This window comes from Arsenophonus nasoniae DSM 15247 (assembly GCF_000429565.1).
GTDB lineage: Bacteria > Pseudomonadota > Gammaproteobacteria > Enterobacterales > Enterobacteriaceae > Arsenophonus > Arsenophonus nasoniae.
Window position 1 is genome coordinate 1 of sequence record NZ_AUCC01000036.1, and the last position, 18,514, is coordinate 18,514.

The 18,514-nt window shown below is 38.2% G+C and carries 13 protein-coding genes and 4 pseudogenes; 6 read left to right on the top strand and 11 right to left on the bottom strand.

Translation table 11 applies throughout. The features are described 5' to 3' along the window. The 6 genes from G468_RS0109395 to uvrA form a co-directional block, all read right to left on the bottom strand. Positions 1-237 (bottom strand): helix-turn-helix domain-containing protein (locus G468_RS0109395; RefSeq protein ID WP_034249681.1); only part of this gene is annotated, 237 nt, incomplete at its 3' end. Positions 238-294: 57 nt separating this feature from the next. Then, on the bottom strand, positions 295-453 hold the full coding sequence (locus G468_RS22905; protein WP_081700650.1) for a hypothetical protein: 159 nt from the start codon (positions 451-453) through the stop codon (positions 295-297). A 258-nt stretch (positions 454-711) separates the two neighbouring features. Next, a complete protein-coding gene (locus tag G468_RS0109405; protein ID WP_026822909.1) occupies positions 712-1,515 on the bottom strand; it encodes a hypothetical protein in 804 nt (267 codons plus the stop codon). A gap of 221 nt (positions 1,516-1,736) precedes the next feature. Next, positions 1,737-2,483: a hypothetical protein gene (locus G468_RS0109410; RefSeq protein ID WP_026822910.1), complete on the bottom strand. Its 747-nt coding sequence runs from the start codon at positions 2,481-2,483 to the stop codon at positions 1,737-1,739. Positions 2,484-3,121: 638 nt separating this feature from the next. Then, positions 3,122-3,607, bottom strand: coding sequence for a phenolic acid decarboxylase (locus G468_RS0109415; protein WP_026822911.1), 486 nt, complete (start codon positions 3,605-3,607; stop codon positions 3,122-3,124). A 506-nt stretch (positions 3,608-4,113) separates the two neighbouring features. Continuing rightward, positions 4,114-6,948, bottom strand: coding sequence for an excinuclease ABC subunit UvrA (gene uvrA / locus G468_RS0109425; protein ID WP_026822912.1), 2,835 nt, complete (start codon positions 6,946-6,948; stop codon positions 4,114-4,116). Between the two features lie 278 nt (positions 6,949-7,226). On the opposite strand from uvrA, the gene G468_RS0109430 reads away from it, so the two are divergent. Then, positions 7,227-7,763: a single-stranded DNA-binding protein gene (locus tag G468_RS0109430; RefSeq protein ID WP_026822913.1), complete on the top strand. Its 537-nt coding sequence runs from the start codon at positions 7,227-7,229 to the stop codon at positions 7,761-7,763. A 265-nt stretch (positions 7,764-8,028) separates the two neighbouring features. Here the strand turns inward: G468_RS0109430 and G468_RS20365 are convergent, their stop codons facing one another. Further along, complete coding sequence (locus G468_RS20365) at positions 8,029-8,709, bottom strand: hypothetical protein (protein WP_026822914.1); 681 nt, start codon at positions 8,707-8,709, stop codon at positions 8,029-8,031. Between the two features lie 732 nt (positions 8,710-9,441). On the opposite strand from G468_RS20365, the gene G468_RS25550 reads away from it, so the two are divergent. Both G468_RS25550 and G468_RS22445 read left to right on the top strand, forming a co-directional pair. Next, positions 9,442-9,777, top strand: coding sequence for a type III toxin-antitoxin system ToxN/AbiQ family toxin (locus G468_RS25550; RefSeq protein WP_051297027.1), 336 nt, complete (start codon positions 9,442-9,444; stop codon positions 9,775-9,777). Positions 9,778-10,238: 461 nt separating this feature from the next. Beyond that, positions 10,239-10,648, top strand: a pseudogene (locus tag G468_RS22445) (recombinase family protein); the annotation flags it as partial. Positions 10,649-10,751: 103 nt separating this feature from the next. Here G468_RS22445 and G468_RS22915 read toward each other — a convergent pair. Both G468_RS22915 and G468_RS20380 read right to left on the bottom strand, forming a co-directional pair. Further along, a pseudogene (locus G468_RS22915) lies at positions 10,752-11,240 on the bottom strand (DDE-type integrase/transposase/recombinase). Positions 11,241-11,311: 71 nt separating this feature from the next. Further along, positions 11,312-11,881: a M10 family metallopeptidase C-terminal domain-containing protein gene (locus tag G468_RS20380; protein WP_026822915.1), complete on the bottom strand. Its 570-nt coding sequence runs from the start codon at positions 11,879-11,881 to the stop codon at positions 11,312-11,314. An 821-nt stretch (positions 11,882-12,702) separates the two neighbouring features. On the opposite strand from G468_RS20380, the pseudogene G468_RS20385 reads away from it, so the two are divergent. Then, a pseudogene (locus tag G468_RS20385) lies at positions 12,703-13,004 on the top strand (helix-turn-helix domain-containing protein); the annotation flags it as partial. Positions 13,005-13,107: 103 nt separating this feature from the next. Here G468_RS20385 and G468_RS0109470 read toward each other — a convergent pair. Next, complete coding sequence (locus G468_RS0109470; RefSeq protein ID WP_026822916.1) at positions 13,108-13,704, bottom strand: TetR/AcrR family transcriptional regulator; 597 nt, start codon at positions 13,702-13,704, stop codon at positions 13,108-13,110. Positions 13,705-13,858: 154 nt separating this feature from the next. Between G468_RS0109470 and G468_RS20390 the strand changes: the two genes are divergently transcribed. Then, complete coding sequence (locus G468_RS20390) at positions 13,859-14,866, top strand: agmatine deiminase family protein (RefSeq protein ID WP_051297028.1); 1,008 nt, start codon at positions 13,859-13,861, stop codon at positions 14,864-14,866. A 31-nt stretch (positions 14,867-14,897) separates the two neighbouring features. Here the strand turns inward: G468_RS20390 and G468_RS0109480 are convergent, their stop codons facing one another. Further along, positions 14,898-16,586: an ArnT family glycosyltransferase gene (locus G468_RS0109480; protein WP_034249677.1), complete on the bottom strand. Its 1,689-nt coding sequence runs from the start codon at positions 16,584-16,586 to the stop codon at positions 14,898-14,900. Positions 16,587-17,136: 550 nt separating this feature from the next. Between G468_RS0109480 and G468_RS20395 the strand changes: the two are divergent. Then, positions 17,137-18,385: pseudogene (locus tag G468_RS20395) on the top strand (NCS2 family permease). Positions 18,386-18,514 lie beyond the last annotated feature (129 nt).

Consider the following 18,514-nt stretch of genomic DNA (forward strand, 5'->3'; position numbering starts at 1 on the left):
GACTGTTGCAGGGATCCAATCAGGTTTAGCCAGTTCAATTCGCTGAAGCAAATAAGGTTTAAAGGGGGATAATTTAGTCGGTTGTTGACTTCTTTTAGCATAAGTTGGCATTGTCTGTTGTTGTAAATGATGTTTTACGGTGTTACGGGATATACCCAACTCACTGGCAATTTTTCGAAGGCTTTGTCCTTGTGCAAAGCGAACATGAATATCCACAAATATCTCCTTGGTTAACATAAATTATCCGTACAAAAATGTGCGAATAATACCAAGTGGATCAGTTTTAGATGATCGTTAGTGGATCAGTTTTGCATGATCGGTGACAATGGTATCATCTCCGGCATTACCAGATATTATATCATTGCCTGCATCACCTGAGATGGCATCATTCCCTTGATTACCTATTAATATATCATCATTATTAGTACCGTTTATTTCCTTAGTCGATGCCATTTAGTACCTCCTCTTTTATTTACAGTTATTTAACATTAATGCCAATCAACTCTATGGCCATAAAACTCATATTTAATATAATTAAATGAATTAACTGTAGTTTAAGATTAGGAATCTATTAGCAAGACCTTTTCTATTTTATGATTATTTTCACATTTTTTTAACAAAAAGAGGTCGGGACTTTGTTATTACAAACGTAATTTATTCTAAGCTGATACCAACTTAATTTTTCTTAAGGTCATTAGACGAAAAGATGATTTAAACAGATCCGTCCTCATCGGTCCAAGAGCCTCGATTTACATCCAAATTTTGTAGTTCAATCATTGTTGATGATTGACTATTTTCATTAATGGTGTTTAGTTGTTTTTCTATTAATCCAGAAAGGTGTTCTTCTATCGCAGCTAAAGGCACATCGACTCCCTTTAGCTCTGTAATACTGGCATTGATCACTTTTATAGATTGAGAAATTGAGTGATTAATATTGGCTGCTTTGGCTAGTTTGTAGCGAGATTTACAGCCTTCGTGAATCGCTTTCTGCAGTTTATCGCGTTTAATTTTTCCAACCACCGAACCGATAGCAAGAACAACCCCGATAGTCGCTCCTCCAGATGCTGCCATAGAAGCGATTTCGAAGGAGGCTGGTAAACCAACTAACTCAACAAGTGCTGCTGCGCCGATTTCTCCTGTAGAAACTAAGTAACTTGTTGCACCGACGGTTATCGACTCTGATACAATGTTCGCGGTAATAATAGGGGCGATCATAGTTGGTATTTCAAAATTTAATGTATTAAAGGAGAATTTCTCAAATTTGATTTTTTCATCATTTATTTCTTTCTCGTACATTCCCTTAAGATAATTATTCAACTCGACAACATTGTCTTCGATCGCCTTAATCGATAACGCATTTTTACTGGCATAGGTTTGGCAATCTACTGCTATTTCATGCGCTCTGGCTTCTCTAACCGGGTTATCTGGGAAATAGGTATCGCCAGTAAATAATCCAGGAAGATATTTTGTGTAGACACTGGTAAAGCCATCAGCAAAATCACTCCAAAAGCTCATTTTCGCCTCATTCAATTAATTAGTTTTAATTTAAAAACGCCAAGGATTGCCATTATGTTGGCAATAGCAGCTTAAGCCTTAGCAAAATTACATTGTGATTATCTTTCGGTTTTGTTAAGGCAATAAGTATCGCAAGCCACTCAACATCTGTCTCAGGCGATAAAATGGCGTGACTAGATTTGTTATTTAATAAGATCTATTTAACACAGATTAAGCAGCCATTAATCCTCATTGGTCCAAGACCCTCTGGATTTGTCAAGAGCATCCAGGGTGGTTTTGGTCAAAGAATCAATATTCTTAAGTTCAACCTGATTTCGTTTTATCGAATTATCAATGATTTTATTTATCTGCTCTTTAGATACATTAGGCCCTAAGGCGTCTAAGACGACGGAAACTGATGTCGTGACAACATTCAATTTACTGATAGTAATCTCATTGGTCAGTTCAGCTTTTTTTAATTGGAACCTAGGGTCGACCGACTCTTTAATTTTGTCTTGCAAATTTTTCCGTTGTACTGCTCCAGTCACTGAATCAATGATGCTTTGAACCAGGACAACTGCGGTGATACTTCCGAATACAGTGCCCACTTTAAACCACTTTGGTAGACCAACCAATTTAATAAAGGCCGCTTCCCCGATACGCCCTTGTTGCAGAAGATAGGATTTTGCTGCGAACGATAGTGCTTTATTAGCAATACCATAGGTAAGCATCGGTGTAATGACGTCAGCAACACTAATTAAAATTTTATGGGTTTTTGACTCGGGAACAAAATCAATATCATGAAACTTTACCGGTGTTCCAACAACTTTGTAAGCTTGGCGTATCGCTTCATTTGCGTTATTTATTGCGATTTCGTATTTAGTCTGTTGTTGTGAAATATTACCTACTGCCGTGGAATTGTCCGAGACAAGTTCGGTTAGTCTTACCGCTCTTTTTTCATTATCGGGATAAAAAAGATTATCAAACATAATTGATGGCTCTCGTAAATTTTATTTATGTTAGAATATTTATTGGGATAATTAACCCAGCTCATTGATTTTTCGTATAATTTTTTAGAAAGTAAACGCTAACAAACACGATTATTTTATTTGCTAAATCGGTTCTATTACCATCCAAAAACAGTTGTAATTTAAGTCATCAAGCAAAGTATTTTACATTTACCCTTTACTGATAAAGAGTTGGGTATGTTAAGCATGTAAATTATCCTTAAATAACTATTTGCAACTGTTTTCAGCATTTCCACGAACTGCGTAAAGAGGAAGATGGCATAAGAAGCAAAAGCTGACATCTTCTTTCTTAATAATTAGCGAACTAATAGTATAGAACTGATCGAAAGAAATATAACAAATAATTAACAATTTTATGATATTAGCGCTGTGTATAAAAAAGTCGGCAAGTAACACGTTATTGTGCATTGCTGCTTTAATATGAGCCATTAATTGATTTAATAGTTTTTATTTATTAAATTCTTCATCACCATCCTTGGTGTCAAATTTTTGCGATAGCCTTTGGTTTACAAAATAGTTGTCATACTGATGAACTTAACTATCAATATTCTATTCTGCCATATCAGTTGGTTGATGGCCTATCGAGGCTTTTAGTCGCGTTATTTTGCATGTTTGCTAGTGGCACAGGAAATTACGCTGTCATCATTTAATTCACAATTATGCACAGCAGTAATAGTGGCAAATTCATCCATTATTTCGATCGGGTAGGTTGGACCAGCTTTACGGTAGGCTTCCATTTCATTTAGATAGTCATTTTGACAACAGGCGGTTTTTTCCGGTTCATCGATAACCCAGCGCGGAAAGAAGGCGGTACAGTGCAGCAATTGGATGCGAAGATTTAAAACTACACTAATGCTCGTGCCAGTTGGTTCTGTCCAGGATGCTTTATAAATGTTTAGTCCGATCTGTACGATATAGGCAGATTGATCTTTTACACATCGGTTACTGGCGGAACCACTACAGACCCGATAATCCACCGTGTTGTCATTTTTTATGTAAATTTCATGCTGCCAACCGTTTTCATAAGTATATACGAGGTGTTTGCCAACCAAATTAGTTAAATCATGCTTTTCAAAATTGCTCATTTTTCACTCTTTTTTTGTGGGTGTTAACTATGGTATTTATTAATTTTTTAAACAGATAATGCAATTACTCAATAATGTAATTTTTGTATTAATACAATCTAATAGCCGGTTAATTAAATATAAAGTAATACTGTAACGATAAGTTGTTTACTAAAATTGAGTAGAAAAGGGCTGTTTATATGTGACACTTGAAACTCAGATAAAAAGTAAGATAAATAAAAATGATGAACTTAACGTTATACTTGCTGATAAATGCGTTCTCATTGTTAATTTTTTGTTAATGATAGAATAGATGAAAAATTTTGCGTTTATGCGATCAATCAAAAATGACATTCAAGCAGTTTAAGAGCGTGGAAAGGGCCGGGCTGGTATTAGCACTACAAAGCGTTTTTATTATAGCTAATATTCCGTTTTGTTTGTTATTGGTTACGATATTGTTGCGCAATATCGCTCCCGGCAGCGGAGCCGGGCGATTGTTCAATATCTATAGCGGAAATTATTCCTTATTAATAACCACGTTTTAGGATCGGTTTTAAAAACTGACCGGTATGTGATTGTTTACATTTTACGATCTGCTCGGGTGTACCGGCGAATAAGATTTCACCACCACCACTACCCCCTTCTGGACCCAAATCAACAATCCAGTCGGCTGTTTTTATCACGTCTAAATTGTGTTCAATAATCACAATAGTATTGCCCTGATCACGGAGTTGATGTAATACATGCAATAGTTGTTGAATATCAGCAAAATGTAAACCGGTGGTCGGTTCATCCAAAATATAGAGCGTTTGGCCAGTACCGCGTTTGGAAAGTTCGCGCGATAACTTAACTCGTTGTGCTTCACCACCGGATAAGGTGGTTGCCGATTGACCTAAACGGATATAGGAAAGTCCAACGTCGATCAATGTTTGCAATTTTCGCGCTAGCGCCGGGACAGCCGAAAAATATTCACGCGCTTCCTCAATGGTCATTTCTAACACTTCGTGAATATTTTTGCCTTTATATTTGATCTCTAACGTTTCACGATTATAGCGTTTGCCCTTGCAATGATCACAGGGAACATAGACATCGGGCAGAAAATGCATTTCTACTTTGATAACGCCATCCCCTTGACAAGCCTCGCACCGACCACCCTTAACATTAAAACTGAACCGTCCAGGGGTATAACCTCGCGCCCGAGATTCAGGTACGCCAGCAAATAATTCCCGTACCGGTGTAAATACGCCCGTATAGGTGGCTGGATTTGAGCGGGGGGTTCGGCCGATTGGGCTTTGGTCAATATCAATCACTTTATCGAAAAATTGTAATCCTTCAATATCGGTATATGGCGCCGGGGTGGCATTGGTGGCTTTATTTAATTGCCGCTGGGCAATAGGAAACAAAGTATCATTGATTAGGGTTGATTTACCTGAACCGGAAACGCCAGTGATACAGGTAAATAAGCCAACGGGTAGTTTCAGTGTGACATTTTTTAGATTATTACCTTGGGCACCAATCAACTTTAGGATTTTTTCTGCATCGAGAGGTACACGTTTGGGCGGGATAGCGATTTTATGTTCACCGCTAAGGTACTTACCGGTTAATGAATCTGGATTGCTAATAATATCGTCCAGGCTGCCTTGAGCAACAATGCGTCCTCCATGTATACCTGCTCCCGGGCCGATATCGATAATATGATCGGCGGCGCGGATCGCATCTTCATCATGCTCGACCACAATAACTGTATTACCTAAATTTCGTAAATGTAGCAAGGTCTGTAACAGCCGGTCATTATCTCGTTGATGTAAACCGATTGAAGGCTCGTCCAATACATACATGACACCAACTAAACCGGCACCAATTTGACTTGCCAATCGAATACGTTGCGCTTCGCCACCAGATAAGGTCTCAGCTGAGCGAGAGAGAGTCAGGTAATTTAACCCTACATTGACCAAGAATTTTAATCGATCATTAATTTCTTTCAGAATCTTTTCCGCAATTTGTGCACGTTGCCCACTGAGCTGCAATGTTTGGAAAAATGCCATCGCGTGGCCAATACTAAAATCTGAAATTTCAGGCAAGGTGGTATTTTCAATAAACACGTAACGGGCTTCCTGCCGTAAGCGGGTGCCATGACAGGCAATACATGGCCGATTATTGATATATTTTGCCAGTTCCTCGCGCACGGCCATTGACTCAGTTTCTTTATAACGGCGCTCCATATTATGGATCACCCCTTCAAAGGGATGGCTCCTGACGGTAACATCGCCGCGATCATTTTGATATTTAAATTCAATTGCTTCTTTGCCGGAGCCATATAAGATCACTTGCTTGATCGCCGGATCTAACGAACTAAACGTGGCTTCGACATCAAATTTATAGTGTTTAGCTAACGACTGTAGCATCTGGAAGTAATAAAAATTACGTCGATCCCAACCGCGTATTGCCCCGCCAGCTAAAGAAATTCCCTTGTTTTGGATCACGCGTTCAGGATCGAAAAATTGTTGTACACCGAGTCCATCACAAGAGCTACAAGCTCCTGCCGGATTATTAAAGGAAAACAGGCGCGGCTCTAATTCACTCATGCTATAACCGCAAACCGGGCAGGCAAAATTAGCGGAGAAAACGAGTTCAGCCGCTTGGCTGTCATCCATATCAGCGATAACTGCAGTACCGCCTGATAACTCAAGCGTAGTTTCAAACGATTCTGCCAGCCGTTGCGCCAGCTCGGCACGCACTTTAAAACGGTCAACGACCACTTCAATTGTATGCTTTTTATGCAGTTCTAATTTAGGTGGATCGGAGAGATCGCAAACTTCGCCATCAATGCGAGCGCGAATATAACCTTGTGCGGCCAGATTATCCAATAGCTTAATATGTTCACCTTTACGCTCTTTAACTACCGGTGCTAGCAACATTAACCGCTTGCCTTCTGGCAGTGCCAGAACATTATCAACCATCTGGCTAACTGTCTGCGCCGCTAACGGCGTATCGTGATCAGGACAGCGAGGTTCACCAACCCGGGCAAACAGCAACCGCAAATAATCGTGGATTTCGGTGATCGTACCTACCGTTGAGCGTGGGTTGTGTGAGGTGGATTTCTGCTCAATCGAAATAGCTGGTGACAGCCCTTCAATATGGTCAACATCCGGTTTTTCCATTAAGGATAAAAACTGCCGGGCATAGGCAGACAGTGACTCAACATAGCGGCGCTGACCTTCTGCATACAGGGTATCAAATGCCAGGGAAGATTTTCCTGAGCCTGATAATCCAGTAATAACAATCAATTTATCGCGAGGAATAATTAAATTGATATTTTTTAAATTATGGGTGCGCGCACCTCTGACTTCAATGTTATCCATATACCACATCCCGGATGAGAACGCATTCAAACAGTAAATAAAACGTTTTATTATTACACAATTTTGGCTGAATGAATATACAGTACAGTATAGGCGGTCATATTCTGCAATTTAATCGCCAAACTTAAAAAAATTTAGCAATATTGCAGTATAATTTTCTAAGGCGTTTCGCAAACCATAATCGCAACGGTTGGGTTTCCATATTCAATAGCGTGTTCGCATGTTAAACTAGCGACACATGAATTTAAGCAAAAATATTAATACATCAGGAGTATCGAATGGCCAGCAGAGGCGTTAACAAAGTCATACTTATCGGCAACTTGGGACAAGATCCTGAAATTCGTTATATGCCAAATGGTGGTGCGGTTGCGAATCTTACGCTGGCCACCTCTGAAAGTTGGCGTGATAAGCAAAGTGGTGAAATGCGCGAAAAAACAGAATGGCACCGTGTTGTGATCTTTGGCAAGCTGGCTGAAGTGGCAGGTGAATATTTGCGTAAAGGTTCACAAGTTTATATTGAAGGCTCACTACAAACCCGTAAATGGCAAGATCAAAGTGGCCAGGATCGCTACTCAACTGAAGTGGTAGTAAATATTGGTGGTACCATGCAAATGTTAGGCGCGCGTGGCGGCTCACAGGAGGGTATGCCACAAAATAATCCAGCCAGTGGCTGGGGACAACCACAACAGCCACAACAAACTCAGCAGTTTAGTGGTAACGCACCAGCATCAGCGCCAGCCGCCCATTCCGGTAAAACCGCTCCCGCGACACCGGCTGAGCCACCCATGGATTTCGATGATGATATTCCGTTTTAAAAAATATCTAGAATTTAATATAAATTATATTTTTTTCAGCCCCGTGATCCGGGGTTTTGCTTTTTTTAAGAAAAAAGGAAGTTGGTCATTTGACCAGAAAGGATATGTCACCAAGCAGGGCGGAGTTCGTAGTGAATAGGACTTGCGGTGATCTGAGTAAAGCACACCTGATTGTCGTCTATGTGCCATAAGTAACCCTTTAGCTGATTCCAGTATGAAACTGCGTTATGAAAAAAATTTGTCCAATAGCACTCTGTTATATCTTTTACCAATGTGGTAGCTGTAAAATTGCCTCAACCAAACGTCTCTCATCATGAGCTGGGTCGCCATTAGAAAGGCTTAAAATTGTTGAAATGCACATTGTTGAAGCTGTCAAACCATCATCAGAAGGATTTCCGGTATTGCTTAGATGGTGGAAGGTAGCTGTGTTTACGGCATTGCTGTAATTTTCTTTGAGTTTTTTAAGTAGTGGCCGAACCACATCAAGAATTGCCTGCCCATAGTCAATAGACTGATCTTTACTAGGTATTTTTCCCTTATGAATAACCTCATTACGGAGTTTGATTTTATTGTTGCAAAGTAAGATGGGTTTATTACCAGTTTCCTGAAGATGAAGAAATATGAAAGCACCTAGCTGCCTTTCTGATTGATTAGAGACCTCTTTCCACGCTTCAAGCGTTTTTATCCAATCAATATTCTTTGAAATACATACTACTTTTATGAAAAACTCGTAGAATCTTTCTAAAGCAGAAGTAAATGACGAAACCGCTTCTCGATAATACCCATCAACGATTGCGTAAGCGCCAATATCAAAAAGTATTTCAAACTTTTGTTGTTGCAAAAAAGTAATCGAAGAATGCCCTTTTCGGCATGTTATCTCATATCGGCCATCATCCTTGAGTTCAACTATTGCGGTGATCCTCGGTTTTACGATGTTTTCTTGCATGCATTTTGCACATATGAGTGGTAATTTCATGGTTCAGTCACTATAGGTATAACAGTTTTTTACTATGCTAGTGTAATTTCCTGATAACCAATAAGCTAGCAATATATAGAGGTAAGTATGTTGAATGAGCTTTTTGAAATAATACTATTTAGCGGGAGTTGTGTACTAAACTTAATAAACACTTGATTAAAAATCTGAGCAGCTTGAAAAGAATATTTATTTCCTGATTCCAGGTACTGATTAAGTATTGATAAAGAAATCAGTGTTATATTTAATTGTAGAGGCAGCTCAATTGTGTAGTGCGTAACCTATAAAAAAGACTTTTATTGATTGTGATGTTTGTCATTGGATATGCTAAATATTTGTTTCGCTTTTTAACAAGGGGCAATTGTAAGATATTGCTTGACTAATGCTTTAGTCGGATTATAATCAAATCGAAGGTGAGTCACTACCGTTAAGTGTGAAGTTAAAAAATTATAAGCCTCGCTTTTGCGAGGCTTTTTGCTATCAAGGAGTTGATTGGTGAAGTTTTACGTTATTGATGATGTTTACATACAGTATTTGCAATGTTCCGATGAAAAAGTGCGTGAAATCAAAGGAACCAGGCCGTATATTGGTGTTGTATTTGAGTAAATGGAATAGAATTTTTAGCTCCGCTAACTTCATATAAACCAAAACAGGACAATATCCCAAATGCTTCCCCTCTAATTTTCAAAATGCATGAGCTTGGCAATGAAGAGAACAAAACTTGGAATGGTACAGCTAAACAATATGATTCCTGTATTAAGTTCTGAGAAAACATTATTGGATCTATCAACACAAGCGCCAAAGTATCAAAATATGCTGAACTTACAGCAGCAGTATTTGCGTAAGAATAAAGAAAAGCTCCAGAAAAAAGCGGAGAAGCTATATAAAATTGTCTCAAAAGGTTATGCAAAAGGCTTAATTAACCAGTGTTGTGACTTTAGAACTCTTGAAGCTGCGATGAAAACTTATTCATCACAGGTAAATCAATTTGCTTCACAAGATAAGCTGGTTACTTTGACAAAGATGCTTGCCAAAAATTAGACGCGTTGGGTTTCCCATACCTATCAATCCCGATGGAATCTCAGACTTCAATTTTAAAAGAAGTGAGTTTCCTCTTAGCTAATGTGCTAAATTCTAATAAAAGTAGTAGCTACTATTTTTCATATCTGAAATCTGTTATCAACAAATGAATCCTATCAAGTTTATAATAGAACTTGTTCATGTAACGAAAGCCTTTGAGCTAATAGATACATCTTTAAGAAATAGCATTGACTGTAATGTAAATTATTTTCTTGATAGTCCCGCTAGCCAGGGCTTTTTTTTATAGAAAGGCAGATTGGTTATTAACCGTTGCAGGTAAGAAACGCAGTGATTATCTTCAATATCTACTATAAAGCATAAATTTTTAGACAGTTAAACATATCTACTCTTTAATGTGTATTAAATCGTTATATAAAAATAAAAGACATTCATTGTCTTTAAGGCGATTAAGGAGATACTTAATACGATTTTTTGGCTATGCCAAAGTTTCAACCAGTCAACAATCGCTCGATATTCAAGTTAAAGCGCTTAAAGAAGCTGGCGTAAGAGCAAATCGAATTTTTACTGATGAAGACTCAGGTAGCCATACTAATCGGGATGGGCTCAATCTATTGCCTTTAAAAGTTGAAGAGGGTGATATTATTTTGATTAAAAAACTAGATCGCCTGGGCCGTGATACCGCTGATATGATCCAATTGATAAAAGAGTTCGACCAGGAAGGCGTGCGATACGATTTTTAGATGATGGTATCAGTACCGAAGGTACGATGGGCAAAATGGTAGTAACTATTTTGTTGGCTGTAGCTCAGGCTGAACGCCAACGCATTTTAGAGTGTACAAATGAAAGCCGACTGGAAGCGAAATTAAAAGGCACTGTTGCAAAGAGCGGGTCGGATTACTGATAATCTTTCTGCCTATTTAATCGGCACTGTTGCAAATATCGTGATGCGGTCGCCTTATTTGTTGGTGAAGGTCTTAGATTGCAAAGACGCTACTCACCAGACACATTCTGCCCAAGGATGGCCGAAGTAAAACGACTTTGCCTGGCCTTTACACGGCGCCCGCATCACCTTAATCCCTTTTATCGTGGCAAAAGCCATCTTCATCGATTTAAAACCCAGCGTGGCGCTGGTTATCTGTTTCAGTTTGCCATGATCGCATTCGATAACATTATTTCAGTACTTAAGTTATCGGTGCCCGACGTCAGACGGACATTGACCTTCACGCTTGAGCTGAGTGTGCGCACGAGCATATGTCGGAGATTTATCTGTATTGATAACGCGTGGGAGCTGCCCCTATAGGCGCATAACGCTGAACCCTGCGATAGAGGGGGTGGCCAACATGCACGCCGTATTCGGCCGGCATCGCTTGCAGCTCACGATAACTAATGCCGTATTTGCAGTATCAGCTACTACCGACAGAATAATGTCGCAGGCAAAGTGATCGGCCTTTAAAAACATTCATGTTGTACACCCTTGATTAAATCGTCAGGAAAGATTAGCCGCAATCCGACCTGATCTTTGCAACAGTGCTATTTAAAATAGTATGAGATCCGTTTCAGGATTGATTATCCCGAAGGCATTGATTTGAAAGTCTGCTTGTCCATCTCCATCATGATCAAGCATTAAGTATGATGAAGTTAAATTTTGGGATTCATTATAATTACAATGAACGATCAATTCATTTTTATGTTGAGAAAAACAATTGACTTGTTTAATTTCGATAGTATTACCATTAATTTTGCTAAGGGCAGAAATATCGATTTTATCGCGACCAGTCTCAAAATCCATTATAGTATCTGGTGAAGAATATAATGAATCATTGATTGATTGATATATAAAAAGATCTTTTCCTTTGCCACCAATCAGGGTGTCCTTTCCCCCGTAACTATATATTTTATCGTTGCCATCACCACCTGCTATGACATCAAATTTGTTGCCACCATATATTGTATCGTCCCCTTTACCGCCACTTAAATAATTGATTTCTTCTTCTCTACCACATAGGATATCGTTTCCATCGCCACCGAGTGTTTTATATTCTTTTTTGCCATATGACTGGCTGATAGGCGTATTAGTATCACTGTTCTTGGAATTAAATGTCATTAAATATTCCTTCTATTTTTTACCAAAAGTTAACGTAAACACCATAAATTAATTTACATAAAAAACCAAAATGTAACATGATGAGATAATTTTTCCTGATTTATTATTCAACAGATTGATTCTATTACATTAATTTTTACATTTGAGCCTGTGACAAATCATGATGTCATCTACCCACCCGCCTTATGCCGCGATAATTAAAATTTAGTAGTTTGGGCTGATATACATCATGATATAAGTAAGCTTTTATCTATTCTATTCTATTCTATTCTGTTTATTATTATCACCTTTTATAATTCATTATTTTGTCATTTTTGGATGAATAAAACTCATCAAACTTAATAATCTTTCTCTCTGTTACTTGACAAAATCAGCACTATTATTAGCAAAAGAAGTTCATTGTGGATTAACAAGCTAGTATGGATTTATAAAGCAAAATAAATGTTGATTGCATGGTCACTGTTGCAAAGATCAGGTCGGATTGCGGCTAATCTTTCCTGACGATTTAATCAAGGGTGTACAACATGAATGTTTTTAAAGGCCGATACATTGCCTGCGACATTATCCTGTCGGTAGTAGCTGGTACTGCAAATACGGCATTAGTTATCGTGAGCTGCAAGCGATGCTGGCCGAACACGACGCGCATGTTGGCCAGCCCCTCTATCGCAGGGTTCAGCGTTGTGCGCCTATAGTGGCAGCTCCCACGCGTTATCAATACAGATAAATCTTCGACATACGCTCATGTGCACACTCAGCTAAAATATGAAAGTCTGGACTTCGGTTGACAATGAGTTTTTTCTAATTGTAGCCTGAGGTAAGATATGATGAATATTAAAACTAAACCAGATATTGCGCCTAAAACAAAGATCTTAAATCATGCTCGTGAGAGCAAAAACGTTGCTCAAACTTGTTGCTATTTTGGGATAAGTAGAGAGACCTATTACACGGGGAAAAGAGCTTACGAACGAGAAGACGAGAAAGGCTTAAGCAACATAAACCTTGCCCTGAAAAACCGACAGGAAGAGTTGCAAAAATATATTGAAGGACTCGTTATTTACTTGCGTACAACTATCATTTTGGCCCACAACGGATAGCTTGCTATTTTCTCCGGTTTCACAACATATGTCACTTAGAACCTCGGCTGCCATTTGATCTTATCAATCTGGTTTATTTTTTAACACTTCATTATTAGGTTTTAACCAACACACTGATTATCCTATTAACCCCTACTTAATTGGCATCAATATCTTCTTGATCATATAGATAAATGACTCTAAACGATTGGCCAAATCAAACTCTGGCTCCATAAGATCACGTCCGATTGCACCGTCAGCGATGGTCATTAACCAGGAAGCGGTATTTTCAATCGATAATTTTGGATCAATTTCGCTATTACTGACGCCATGCTTTAGAACATCAACCAGTTGTTGTCTGACAATTTTTTCATTTTCAATAAAAGTGCTATTAATTACTGGGTTTCTACTGGCTTCGGCAATAATTTCCAGACTTAAGCGGGCATAGGTTGGCTCATTATAAAGTTGTAATAGCCTGGTCATCATAGTAATAACAGTTTCAATGGCCGAACCGTTGGTCTGTTCTATCTGTAGTAGCATGGCTAAATCGGCCTGATCTTGTAAAGCAATAGCTTCAATAATGGCATTTTTAGTTGGATAGTAATGGAATAAATTTCCGGGACTCATGCCAGCGGCTTTGCATATTTCCGCTGTTGAAGTGGCATGAAACCCTTTTTGAACAAAACAGTGAATGGCGGCGGTAATGATCTGTTTTTTCTTAGCACGTTGTTTTTCCGTTTGGTCAGCCATATTGATCTCCAAAACAGTAGACAATAATTTTTAGACTGATTAATCTATCTATTTTTAAACTAGAAATAAAGGGCTTTTCACCGATTAGTGTTAAACAACGGTGAATTTTGATTATTTAGTTGTTTGTTAAATTATTTTAGTGGGATAGGACAAAATGTATTACTTTCCGCACGAATCGCAGGCACATACTTGCACCTGGATGGCATTTGGTATGTCTGCAACCATTTGGCCAAAACACTTAATTGCTAGCCTACAGCAAAATTTAGCCGATATTGCCTTAGCGATTGCACAATTTGAACCGGTTAATTTGTTGGTTACGCCTGAAAATTATCCCGTTGCTTGGAATTTACTTGGTAGTTCGGTGAACTATGTGGAAGTGCCACTTAACGATATTTGGATCAGGGATAGCGGTGCTAATTTTGTGTTGGATAAAAGCTCGGGGCAACTGGTGGCTATCGATTTTAATTTTAATGGTTGGGGCAATAAACAGCGGCATAATTTTGATCGTCATGTAGCAAAAATTATGGCGGACTATACAAACAGCCAACTAATTAAAGCAAATATTAACATTGAAGGTGGCAGTATTGAAGTTAATGGTTCAGGAGTCGGGATATTTACCGAAAGCTCTATCTTAAATAGTGCTCGTAATCCTAATTGCACGCGCCAGCAAATAGAAGAAAAATTAAAAACCTATTTAGGATTGACGGAGATTATTTGGTTAAAAGGTATTAAAGGTTATGATATTACCGATGGCTATATCGATTTTTATGCTCGTTTTATTGATGATAACGGTATTATTATTAGTTTGGAAAACGATACTTATTCTTTTGATTATCGAGTTACCAGAGAGCATCAAGATCGCTTAATAGCGATGAATAAAATTAAAAATATAACTATATTAAATACGCCGCAAAATGTCAGAGTTAACCGTCAGCGTTATCCTGAATTTGCTGCCAGTTATGTTAATTATTATCTCTGTCAACAGGCAGTGATAATGCCAGAATTTGGTGATCAAAAGGCAGATAAAGCCGCTATAGAAATATTAACAGACTGTTTTCCCAAGCGTAACATTGTCAGTGTTAATATTGATACCATCGCTATCGGCGGCGGTGGTATTCATTGTGTGACGCAACAACAACCAAAAACCGCTATTAATCCATAGCGGTTCTCCATTATCACCATTACTGGCGTAGTTAACGCTCGATCTTTTTATATAACACCAAATTCTCTTCTGTTTCATCGGGGCGGTGGCCGATCCAGAATATTTCCATGCCTGGTGGCGGTTCTCTAACCTGTTTGGAAAGATCAAGCAGCCAACGGCAATTAGGCGGAGTTTCGTAGTAATATTGTGATTGATGTAAAATTCCGGTGTAGTAATAAAGCATTGGCGCTTCTGATTCACCCACTTCATGGGAGACCATACAGTCGGTAGGGAGATATTCGCTGGCAATATGCTGTTTTAGATCGGCAAACACATTTTGATAACCTTTTGCATAATCTATCCAGCCAATAAAGAGGGAAAAGACTAATCCCCAGATAACAGTCAGTCCTAAACACCATATTTGAGCCGCTTTTAAAGCTAGTTGGTTGGCTAAAAAACGTTTTTTAAATAGCCAGATTAACGTGATAGCTAACGCAAATAAAAAGGCTAACCAAGAAAAGTGAGGCTGATAGCCGCTTGGCAACCATTGACGAAAGATTGCTAGTAATTGATGGTGTTCAGCGGATAAAGATAACCCATAGCCAATCCATATTAACGGGATAAGTAGGGAAAACAAAATTAGACTAAAGTAATAACCAATTTTATATATTAGTGAGGGTAATAGACAAAAACAGTGGGTCGCCAATAATGCCATCGGTGCAATAAAAGGTAATAAATATAACGCGCGACCCGAGGCTGAAATTTGTAATAAAATAACGCCTAATAATACAAAGCAAGTCGGTAAAAAAAACCTATTGTCGGTAAGATTTTTTATTGGTTGTTTTAAGATAAAAATAAAAGCTAAGATGCCTGATGGTAGGGCAAAAAGAAGTATTGCTTCAGGAATACGGAAAACTTTTGCTTTTGCACCTAAATATTCAACTGAAAAACCCAAAAAACGGCCAATATTATTATCCCAAAACCAAACTTTAAACAGTTCAGGGTTATCACGAAAAAGCAAAATTGGCCAGGGTAAAATTAAACATAAAGATAGCAGCCCAGCAATAATTGCCAGAGAGTAATAGCATTTATTGCGACAAGTTTTTAAACAAATTGGCGCTAGAATTAAACAGATCCAAATTAAGCCGGGAACAAAAACGCCCTTTGAGAGCATAGTAATGACGGTACCGGCCGTTAACCAAACGGTGGAAAAGAGATTGTTTTCCTGTTTAATGAGACCTAATAAGCCATATAAACCAATAATAGTTCCTGCGATCAATGCGGTATCGGTAAACATATCGTGGCTATGGCGTAATATACCCGGCGCTGATGCGAATAGCGCTAGTGCTATCCAGATGCGATGATCAGAAAAGCTATCTGCAGAGAAGAAACGACGGGCTAAAAAAACAAAAAAAGATAAGCTCAAAGCAGAAAAAAATAACGTGGCAGTTCTGGCTGCATCATGCATCGGTAACCAAGCGGAAAAAAGATGGACACCCATGGTTGCAACCCAATAATAGAGCGGGGGTTTTTCCATGAACGGTTGGCCAGCGTTAGTTGGGATCAGCCAATTATCTGTTTCATACATGGTTTGTATAATACCAAAACTATAATTTTCATCTTGTTTCCAGGGATTGTGTCCAAAGATACCAGGCAGCAGGTAAATCAACAGAAACAGTAAGAAACCGAATAGCGTTTTTATATCTGCTTTAGATAAAGGGTTGTTATTTATTATTGCCATGAAATTAGATTAGTTTAATTAAGATAAATATTGTTGTCATTAAGTCCAGCAATGACTTATGGTTATAACATACTAAAATGGTTTACATAATATAATAATCATTAATAAATTATATTAGCATAAATGTTAATAACATTGTTGGTTTAAAAATGGCAACGCTTACTCATGTAGGCAATAAAAATAAATATTTTACATTTAATTAATATTTGACAGAAATTATCAGATCAAACAATCAGTTTATGGGGGAATTTATTTGCCTGGCAAAATGATATCATTATTTTATCGAGTGATAGAGTGCTACTTTTGGCTAGCATAACATAAAAATAAATAGAAAAATTTCCTTTTTTTTCATAACGATAAAATGATGATAATCATTTTTATAGTGAAAAATCCTTGATTATTTCCTTAGGATCACCAGATAATTGCATCTTTAAAATTTCTTTTTTCTTTTTATGAAGCCAAACGATTGCGTATAATTGGAATAGTTTATTTTTTTGACGCAATCGTTTTCTTCTATAGCTAAAAGTTACCTTGAATTTCTAAACAGAGGATCAACATGTCTGTTAGGCAAACTCCTTCGAATTGCAAACTAAATCATTTTTTTAAGATACAGCAACGAGGCTCGACAATTCGTCGCGAGATTATTGCGGGGCTGACCACATTTTTAGCCATGGTCTACTCTGTTATTGTAGTGCCAGGTATGCTCGGTCAAGCGGGTTTTCCACCCACGGCAATTTTTATTGCTACCTGCCTGGTAGCAGGATTTGGCTCATTATTAATGGGCTTATGGGCTAATTTACCGATGGCCATCGGTTGTGCTATTTCATTAACCGCATTTACCGCATTTAGCCTGGTTCTTAGTCAGCAGGTGAGCATTCCTGTTGCTTTAGGTGCCGTTTTTTTGATGGGATGTTTATTTACTTTTATTTCCATTACCGGTGTTCGTAGCTTTATTCTACGTAGTATGCCAAAGGGGATTGCTCAAGGTACAGGCATTGGTATCGGATTGTTTTTGCTATTGATAGCCGCTAATGGTATTGGTTTGGTAGTAAAAAATTGAGCAGGCTGGTTTGCCGGTTGCGCTTGGGCAATTTACTTCTTTTCCTGTCATTATGTCGCTGATTGGTTTGGCTGTCATCTTTGGTTTGGAAAAAAGAAAAACGCCGGGCGGGGTATTAATCGTGATCATTGCGATTTCTATTATTGGCTTAATTTTTGATCCACAAGTGAAATATCAAGGTTTGTTTAAATTGCCAACCTTGGGTGAAGACGGTTTATCGTTATTGTTTAGTATGGATATTGTTGGTGCATTACAGCCAGTTGTTTTACCAAGTTTATTTGCACTAGTTATGACAGCTATTTTTGATGCCACTGGGACAATCCGTGCGGTAGCCGGTCAAGCTAATTTGTTGGACAAAAATGGTCAAATTATTGATGGTGGTAAAACCGGATTAACGGCGGTAGTGGTTGGCTTGCTGTTTTTGTTAATTTTATTTTTATCCCCCTTATCTTATTTAGTGCCGTCTTATGCGACAGCCCCAGCATTGATGTATGTCGGTTTATTAATGCTGAGTAATGTTGCCCAACTGGATTTTAATGACTTTATTGATGCTGTCGCTGGTTTACTTTGTGCAGTATTCATTGTTTTAACTTGCAATATTGTTACTGGCATCATGATTGGCTTTGCCGGCTTAGTAATTGGCCGTGTTTGTGCCGGCGAGTGGCGTAAATTAAATATTGGTACCGTTCTGATCGCAATAATATTAGTCGCTTTTTACATTAGTGGTTTAGCTATTTAAGTTTATAGACGTTGATGTTAATTTCTAAGTGAAATGGAACATAAAGTTCACTAATACGATTAATCTTAAAGTCAAAAATATTGCCAATGATAGTTTGTTGTTAAGGATAGAATATGGCGAAATGTAGGA